The organism is Moorena sp. SIO3B2 (assembly GCF_010692525.1).
Lineage (GTDB): Bacteria > Cyanobacteriota > Cyanobacteriia > Cyanobacteriales > Coleofasciculaceae > Moorena > Moorena producens.
Genome location: NZ_JAAHHE010000224.1, coordinates 3,441 through 10,380, shown reverse-complemented (window position 1 = coordinate 10,380; position 6,940 = coordinate 3,441). Strand labels below are relative to the sequence as shown.

Sequence of the window (6,940 nt, the reverse complement as noted above, 5' to 3'; positions counted from 1 at the left end):
TATTTTTTTATAAAATGACAATTAAGGAGATAAAACGATGAACACTTTTTTTTGTTCTGACCATTCACAGCAGTTAGCCGAAGACATTATCGGTAGTGGTACTAATTACCAAGTGTATGTTTTAGTAGAATGCCGCCAACCGTGGCTGTTTAATGCCATGGATTCTAAGTATATTCCAGAGAATCTTAGGAATTTGGTGGATGAGGTGAAGCAGCGTAAGCTGCCAGTAAGATTCCTGCTGATTGCTAATAATAAAACCATAAAAGCCGATCAGACTAAGGTTTTGATTTATAGTCACAACGGTGAGGCCAGGTTAAAAGGGTACAGCAAGCTAGAGTTTGATGTGACTAATCTTGGTGAGGTAGCTGGGATTGTCAGACAATTCTTAGCTGGAGAAACGCCAAACTGTGTCACACAAGACAGTGACACTAGAGACATTTTAGTTTGTACCCACGGTAGCCATGATGTGTGTTGCGCCAGGTATGGTAATCCTTTTTACTGCAAAGCCTTAGCTACTGTTGCTGAGTTATCTTTAAGCAATGTCAGACTCTGGAAAGCTAGCCACTTTGGTGGTCATCGGTTTGCTCCCACTGCGATTGACTTCCCAGATGGAAGATACTACGGTGTCTTAGATCAAGATTCATTTAAATCAATTTTAATCCGTAGTGGTGATATTGAATGCTTCAATCGAGTTTATCGAGGTTGGGGAATTCTACCGACTAAAATTCAGGTATTGGAAAGGGAACTTATCCTCCGCTACGGATGGGATTGGTTTAAGCACAAAGTTGGTGGTTCAATTATTAATGAAGATGCGAATAAGGATTCTATTCAAGCTGAGATCAGCTTTGAAAAACCTAATGGCTTGATTTACCATTGTCGTGCTGAATTGATTAAAGATGAAAGTAAGACATTGCAGCTGAAAGGGTCTTGTGGTGCTCAGAAAGAGTCAGTGTTTGTTAAATATACTATCAAGAATCTCTGCCTTTACTCGGAATTGCTGGAAATTCTTCCAGTTTATCAACCGCAGATGGCAAGCTAAGAGGTAAGCATTTAGCAGTCAGCCGTCAGCAGTCAGCCGTCAGCCGTCAGCGGTCAGCCGTCAGCTCAACTAGTAGGGTGCGTTATCAACGCACCTTAAATATAGAGTTACTGGTGTTAGTAATTTACTTAGTCATTGGTATAGAGTCCGTGTAGGAATTGTGATAATTTTTGATGGCATATTCCCTACGGTGCGCGTTCACGCTTAGCTTTGAAAAAGCGCGGGGTCGCACCGCTCCCTACTCCCTACTCCCTACTCCCTACTCCCTACTCCCTGTTCCCTATTCCCTTGACTAGATATATTAAGATACATGAATTGGTGGCTGATGCCAACATAATCAAATTGGTCACCGTCGGCTATAAAACCAAGGCGACTATAGAAACCTAGGGCATTAATTCTACTCAGTAGTCTTAAAGCATTGAAATTGTTTGCTTTGGCTTTTTCAATTAATGTTTCCATCAGTTTGGTGCCGATTCCTTGGTGACGAAATTCAGGTAATAGTGCAACGTAGGCAATACTGCCCAATCCGGGAGACAATTCTCTTAATCTTGCTGAACCAATTACCTGATTATTACAGACAGCAACGAGATGAAAAGCACTACTATCGTACTTGTCTTGTTCTGTTCCTTTTTCCATGCCCATAGGCTCTCTGAGCACAAGCCACCGCTGGTGGTACATATCCTCTAACTCTTGTTTAGTTTTAACAGGACGTACTTCAATTGTCGTCATCATGCTTAACCATATTTAGAATGTAGAATGTAGAATGTAGAATGTAGAATGTAGAATTGAGAATGTAGAATTGAGAATGTAGAATTGAGAATTGAGAATTGAGAATTGAGAATTGAGAATGTAGAATTGAGAATTGAGAATTGAGAATTGAGAATGTAGAATTGAGAATTGAGAATTGAGAATTGAGAATGTAGAATTGAGAATGTAGAATTGAGAATGTAGAATTGAGAATTGAGAATTGAGAATTGAGAATTGTAAGCTATCAGCTATCAGCTATCAGCTTTCAGCTTTCAATTAAGAATTAATAATTGTCATAATATGCGCTACGGGCAGGCTACGCCAACAGCTATCAGCTTTGAATTAATTCTAAATTCTACATTTTAAATTATAAATTATTAATTCTACATTTTAAATTATAAATTATTAATTCTGCATTCTAAATTATAAATTCTACATTCTACATCACCTCATAACTTGCGGATTATTGCTAATCCAGCTGTCGATATCTTTTAACACCTGATCGGGAATTTCCCAAGGAAACAAGTGAGCAGTATTGTCATAGCATTGCCATTGGCTATCTTTAAGATGTTTAGCGGTTTCTCGACTTGATGCTGCGGTAATATGGCGATCAGCAGCTCCTGCTAAGACCAGGGAGGGACATTCAATCTGGTTTAAGTCTGGCAAACGGTTATACCCAGCCCTAATGGCAGTGTTGAGTGCTTGTGTAGCGGCTTGGGAGGTCTGTAAATAGGCTGATATGGCGTGGTTGGCAATATACTGGTAGGCGCTGGTAGTGTGTTGTTGGATCAGGTACCGAAAAAGCGATCGCTTACCAAATGTGTCAATATTCCACTGCCATCCTGGTTGTAACCAATTTAAGGCAGAAGCGATCCCGGTATAGAGATTATCCTGCCAACTAATGGGGGGATGATTACCCCAGGGTCGAGCGGCTGTGGCGATTAAAATTAAACCTGTGACTCTCTGAGGTAGCGTCAGAGCAAGCTCCATGGCTAAAATTCCCCCTAAAGACCAACCTAGTATCAAACAGCGGTCAATGTGGTAGTAGTCGAGCAGGGATTCCAAGTCAATCAAGTGGTCGGTCATCTGAAAATCCCGATCAGCTGGACTTCTACCATATCCTCGCAAATCAGGGCTGATAGTCCAGAACCTCTGGGATAGATGTTGGGTAAAAACCGAAACGCACTGACTTGAGCCGGGATGACCGTGAAGGCAGAGAATTGGGAATCCTGACCCCTGGAGGTCAGTGTTGAGATATACTGCTGCTTGGTAGTTTTTTTTAATCCCATTCATGTTAATTGTTAATTGTTAGTTGTGTAAGCATTCAGCCGTGAGCTTTTAGCTCACGCTACGCGAACAGCCGTCAGCCGTCAGCTTATTTTATTCAATAGCACCTCAAGGAGGTTACGCTATGGGCAGAAACTTTGTAAGCATTCAGCTGATAGCTGTTCGCGTAGCGTGCGCGTAGCGAATTAGCTGTTCGCGTAGCGTGCGCATTAGCTGATAGCTGATAGCTGATAGCTGATAGCTGATAACTGAAATGGTATGATCTCTTTTACTTATAATCGCACTGTTCGCTTTTCAGATATGGATGCGGCTGGTGTAGTCTATTTTGCTAATGTTTTATCTATCTGCCATGAAGCCTATGAAGCCTCTCTAGATGCATCGGGCATTAATCTCAAGTCCTTTTTCACTAAGGCAGCTGTGGCAATTCCGATTGTTCATGCCAGTGTAGATTTTTTAGCTCCTATGTTTTGTGGGGATCCACTGCTAATTCATGTGATGCCTGAGCAGTTGAGTGAAAGTAAGTTTGAGATTGCTTATCAGGTTATTGCTTCGTCATCGCAACAGTTACTGGCCAAGGCAATTACGAAGCACGTTTGTATTGATGCGATGACTAGAACTAAAATTCCCTTACCTGAGGAAATCGTGCAATGGCTAGAGCGCTTATGAGGATATTTTTAAGCATATAAACTAAAACGGATTTCAATGGGTTTTAGGAAGGCAAAATGTTACTGGAATATATCTTGTATATTTGATTGAAATAATATAGAATATAGAGTTGAAATGCACATTTTTTTAACCACTTTTGTCAGGCCGTCAGGGACAAAATCCTAGTCTACTAGATTCAACATTTCGGTTCTTCAGTACCTGCTATGCTAAATTTAAAGTTGAAAAACTCAGAAAGCTTACTTTACAAAGGTTATAAGGCTATTTAACTAACATAATTTTCTGAATATGGTCTTTTTTCACTGCTCCCTGCTCCCTGCTCCCTGCTCCCTTCGTCAAAGTGTTAATTTAGCATAACAAGTACGGAATATCCAAAATTTATACCTTTATTTACTAAAAATAAATGACTCAAACTGTCCCCTCTCCTACCGAGGAAAATCTGAATTTAGGCGTTCTGGCTAAAGAAGCTGGAATAGCTCTGGTCATACAATTTGCAGGTGTTGCTGTCACTTATTTGGTGCAGGTATGCCTAGCCCGATGGATGGGCAAAACTGACTATGGCATTTATCAATATGTCATTTCCTGGTCTATACTCTTAGCAATTCCCGCAGGATTCGGTTTACCCCGTACAGTTTTGCGCTTTGTCTCGGAGTACCGAGTTAAACAAGAATGGGGACTATTGTGGGGGATTTTGCGCAGTAGCTGGCTAATTAGTATATTGAATAGTATATTGGTTAGCTTCCTAGCTGCAGGTGTAATTTTACTACTGAATTATTACCACCACTTTACTTATGCCACTCCTTTATTAATTGGTATTGGTCTAGTGCCACTACAATCCTTGATAAATTTACAATTGGCAACAGCTAGAGCTGCCAAGGATATTACTTTAGCATACGCACCATCAAAAATTATTCGGCCTGTGTTGCTACTGTGTGGTGGATTTGTGGTCTTCGAGAAAAGTCACTCCCTAACAGGAATTTCAGCTCTAGAAATCGCTGAGATTGCCTTCCTAGTGACAATTTTGTTGCAGTTGGGATTTTTATTACCTAAATTAAAGAAAGAATTTGAAGCCAGCCAACCAGTATATGCCATTCGAGAGTGGTTGGGTGTAAGTTTCATTTTGTTATTACAATTTAGTTTTTTCATGATTATCAGTCAAACTGACAAAATCATGGTCGGTTCGATATTGGGTCCTGAGCAAGCAGGGATGTACGCTGCGGCAGTGAAAACGGCTAAATGGGTCTCTTTTGTGCTGACAATTATTAATATGGTAGCCGCTCCCAGTTTCACGACCCTGTACGCTAAAGGCGATCTGGAGGGTCTGCAAAAGGTGGTTTCCACAGTTGCTATGTGGATTTTCTGGCCTTCTGTGGCTATGTCCTTATTTCTAATGGTCTTCAGTCAACCCGTTTTAGGAATATTTGGCTCGGATTTTATGGCAGCAAGTTGGCAACTTAAAATTTTGGTTTTGGGCAATTTGGTAAGCGCTGGGTGCGGTTCTGTCGGCTACTTGATGGTGATGACGGGTCATCAAAAAAAATCTGTAAAGGTTTTTGGTTGTGCTGCTGTTTTAAATATCGTGTTAAATGCGATCGCGATTCCTCGGTTTGGTGCAGTGGGTGCAGCTATAGCCACAGCTTTAACTTTAGTCCTGTGGAATATTTGGCTGAGTTTTTTAGTAGTGAAACATGTAGGAGTGAGTCCCCTGGTTTTCAGAGGACTTTTTGAATGGGGTTCCTCAAAATCCGAGATAGGGACGTAACTCTTGGGCTAAGGCTTCACTCCGGATAATGGAGAAATGGTCGCCAGTAATTTTGTGTATCTTGATGCCACCTGTAGTCAGAGAACTCCAATTTTGGATTTGTTTTTGGGTTAATTGTGCCGATTTTCTATCGGTGTAAAAAAGGGTACTCTGACCTGAGTAAGGTTGGGGTACATAGCTATACTTGGCTTCGATATTTGCTTGTGCAACTGCAAATAGGTCGCGTATCTGCTCTAGTCCAATTTCTGGTGGCAAGATTTGAGCTTTGTTTGCCTCTTTAAGGATATAGTTTAATTGCTCGTCCAACTCCAGTTGCCGTAATTTATCCACTGAAACTGCCAGTTTCTTGTTAAACTGTTTTTCATCAAAACGACGACTTAGACTCCCGGCAAAGGCAGTTAACAGCATTGCTCGATCTGGTTTGGGCTTGTTGAGAATGGTAGGATTAATGCTGTCTATTAATGCTAACAGTGTTATTTCATGTCCTGAAGAGCGTAGCTGTTGGGCAATCTCAAAAGCAACGATACCACCGAAAGACCAACCACCGAGTTGGTATGGCCCTTGGGATTGAACGGTCTGTATTGCTTTAATATAAGTAGTAGCCATGTCCTCAATGCGAGTCAAGGGCTCCTGTTCTCCATTAAGCCCTACAGCTTGCAGACCATAGAAAGGTTGTTCCACACCTAACCGGCGAGCTAAAGCTGCATAACACAGAACATTACCTCCCCTGGGATGGATGCAGAAAAATGGTGGCAAAGAACCTGCTGGCTGAATTAGGACTAAAGGTGATAAAAGTTGAGTATTAGTAGCACCACTCAGTAAACTTGCTTGGTCTTTGATAGTGGGTTTGGCGAAGAGGGTTGCCAAGGGTAGATGAGTTCCCAACTGCTGTTCGATACGAGCCATTAAGCGCAAGGCTAACAGGGAATGACCGCCTAAGTCAAAGAAGTTGTCTTGGACTCCCACGGTCGGGATATTGAGAACTTCCGACCAAATTTGTACCAGTTGCAGTTCTGCGATCGTGCGAGGTTCTATTCCTCCTGCTTCTTGAGTAGAAACATTTGGTGCTGGTAATGCCCGTCGGTTCACCTTACCGCTGGGTGTTAACGGTAGGGACTCCAAGACCACAAAAGCTGCAGGAATCATGTAGTCGGGGAGTTGGGTTTGGATCAAGGAGCGCAATTGACTAATCACCGGTTGAGATTCGGTGGGGACTACATAGGCCACCAGCCGTTTATCCCCAGGAGTATCTTCTCGGGCAATCACTACTGCTTCTTTGACTTGAGAGTGTTGTGCCAGTGCTGCTTCTATTTCCCCCAGTTCAATCCGGTAACCCCTGAGCTTGACCTGGAAATCTTTGCGCCCGACAAATTCTAGGCTGCCATCCGGTCGCAAACGACCTAAATCTCCCGTGCGGTAAATGCGTTGGTTGCCCCCAACTG

At 42.1% G+C, this 6,940-nt stretch carries 6 protein-coding genes; 3 read left to right on the top strand and 3 right to left on the bottom strand.

The window, feature by feature from the left end:
• Window positions 1-37 precede the first annotated feature (37 nt).
• Window positions 38-1,039 carry a ferredoxin family protein gene (locus tag F6K38_RS28660; RefSeq protein WP_287358459.1) on the top strand — a complete coding sequence of 334 codons (1,002 nt, stop codon included), beginning with the start codon at window positions 38-40 and terminating at the stop codon, window positions 1,037-1,039.
• A gap of 252 nt (window positions 1,040-1,291) precedes the next feature.
• Here F6K38_RS28660 and F6K38_RS28655 read toward each other — a convergent pair whose 3' ends face one another.
• Both F6K38_RS28655 and F6K38_RS28650 read right to left on the bottom strand, forming a co-directional pair.
• Window positions 1,292-1,771: a GNAT family N-acetyltransferase gene (locus F6K38_RS28655; RefSeq protein ID WP_229414619.1), complete on the bottom strand. Its 480-nt coding sequence runs from the start codon at window positions 1,769-1,771 to the stop codon at window positions 1,292-1,294.
• 459 nt (window positions 1,772-2,230) lie between these two features.
• Window positions 2,231-3,079 (bottom strand): alpha/beta fold hydrolase, encoded by an 849-nt coding sequence (locus F6K38_RS28650; protein WP_287356621.1) that lies wholly within the window; start codon window positions 3,077-3,079, stop codon window positions 2,231-2,233.
• A gap of 255 nt (window positions 3,080-3,334) precedes the next feature.
• On the opposite strand from F6K38_RS28650, the gene F6K38_RS28645 reads away from it, so the two are divergent.
• Together F6K38_RS28645 and F6K38_RS28640 are read left to right on the top strand one after the other, a co-directional pair.
• On the top strand, window positions 3,335-3,739 hold the full coding sequence (locus tag F6K38_RS28645; protein WP_287356623.1) for a thioesterase family protein: 405 nt from the start codon (window positions 3,335-3,337) through the stop codon (window positions 3,737-3,739).
• A gap of 400 nt (window positions 3,740-4,139) precedes the next feature.
• Window positions 4,140-5,498, top strand: a complete 1,359-nt coding sequence (locus F6K38_RS28640) for a flippase (protein ID WP_287356620.1) — start codon at window positions 4,140-4,142, stop codon at window positions 5,496-5,498.
• On the opposite strand, the gene F6K38_RS28635 is transcribed toward F6K38_RS28640, so the two are convergent.
• The coding region (locus F6K38_RS28635) for a thioesterase domain-containing protein (protein ID WP_287358456.1) at window positions 5,475-6,940 on the bottom strand (1,466 nt) is incomplete at its 5' end. The two genes, F6K38_RS28640 and F6K38_RS28635, sit on opposite strands and share 24 nt — an antisense overlap.

Bases quoted from the DNA above. Each gene is read 5' to 3' on its own strand.
- F6K38_RS28640 (WP_287356620.1), top strand. From the start codon at position 4,140: ATGACTCAAACTGTCCCCTCTCCTACCGAGGAAAATCTGAATTTAGGC.
- F6K38_RS28655 (WP_229414619.1), bottom strand. From the start codon at position 1,771: ATGATGACGACAATTGAAGTACGTCCTGTTAAAACTAAACAAGAGTTA.
- F6K38_RS28650 (WP_287356621.1), bottom strand. From the start codon at position 3,079: ATGAATGGGATTAAAAAAAACTACCAAGCAGCAGTATATCTCAACACT.
- F6K38_RS28660 (WP_287358459.1), top strand. From the start codon at position 38: ATGAACACTTTTTTTTGTTCTGACCATTCACAGCAGTTAGCCGAAGAC.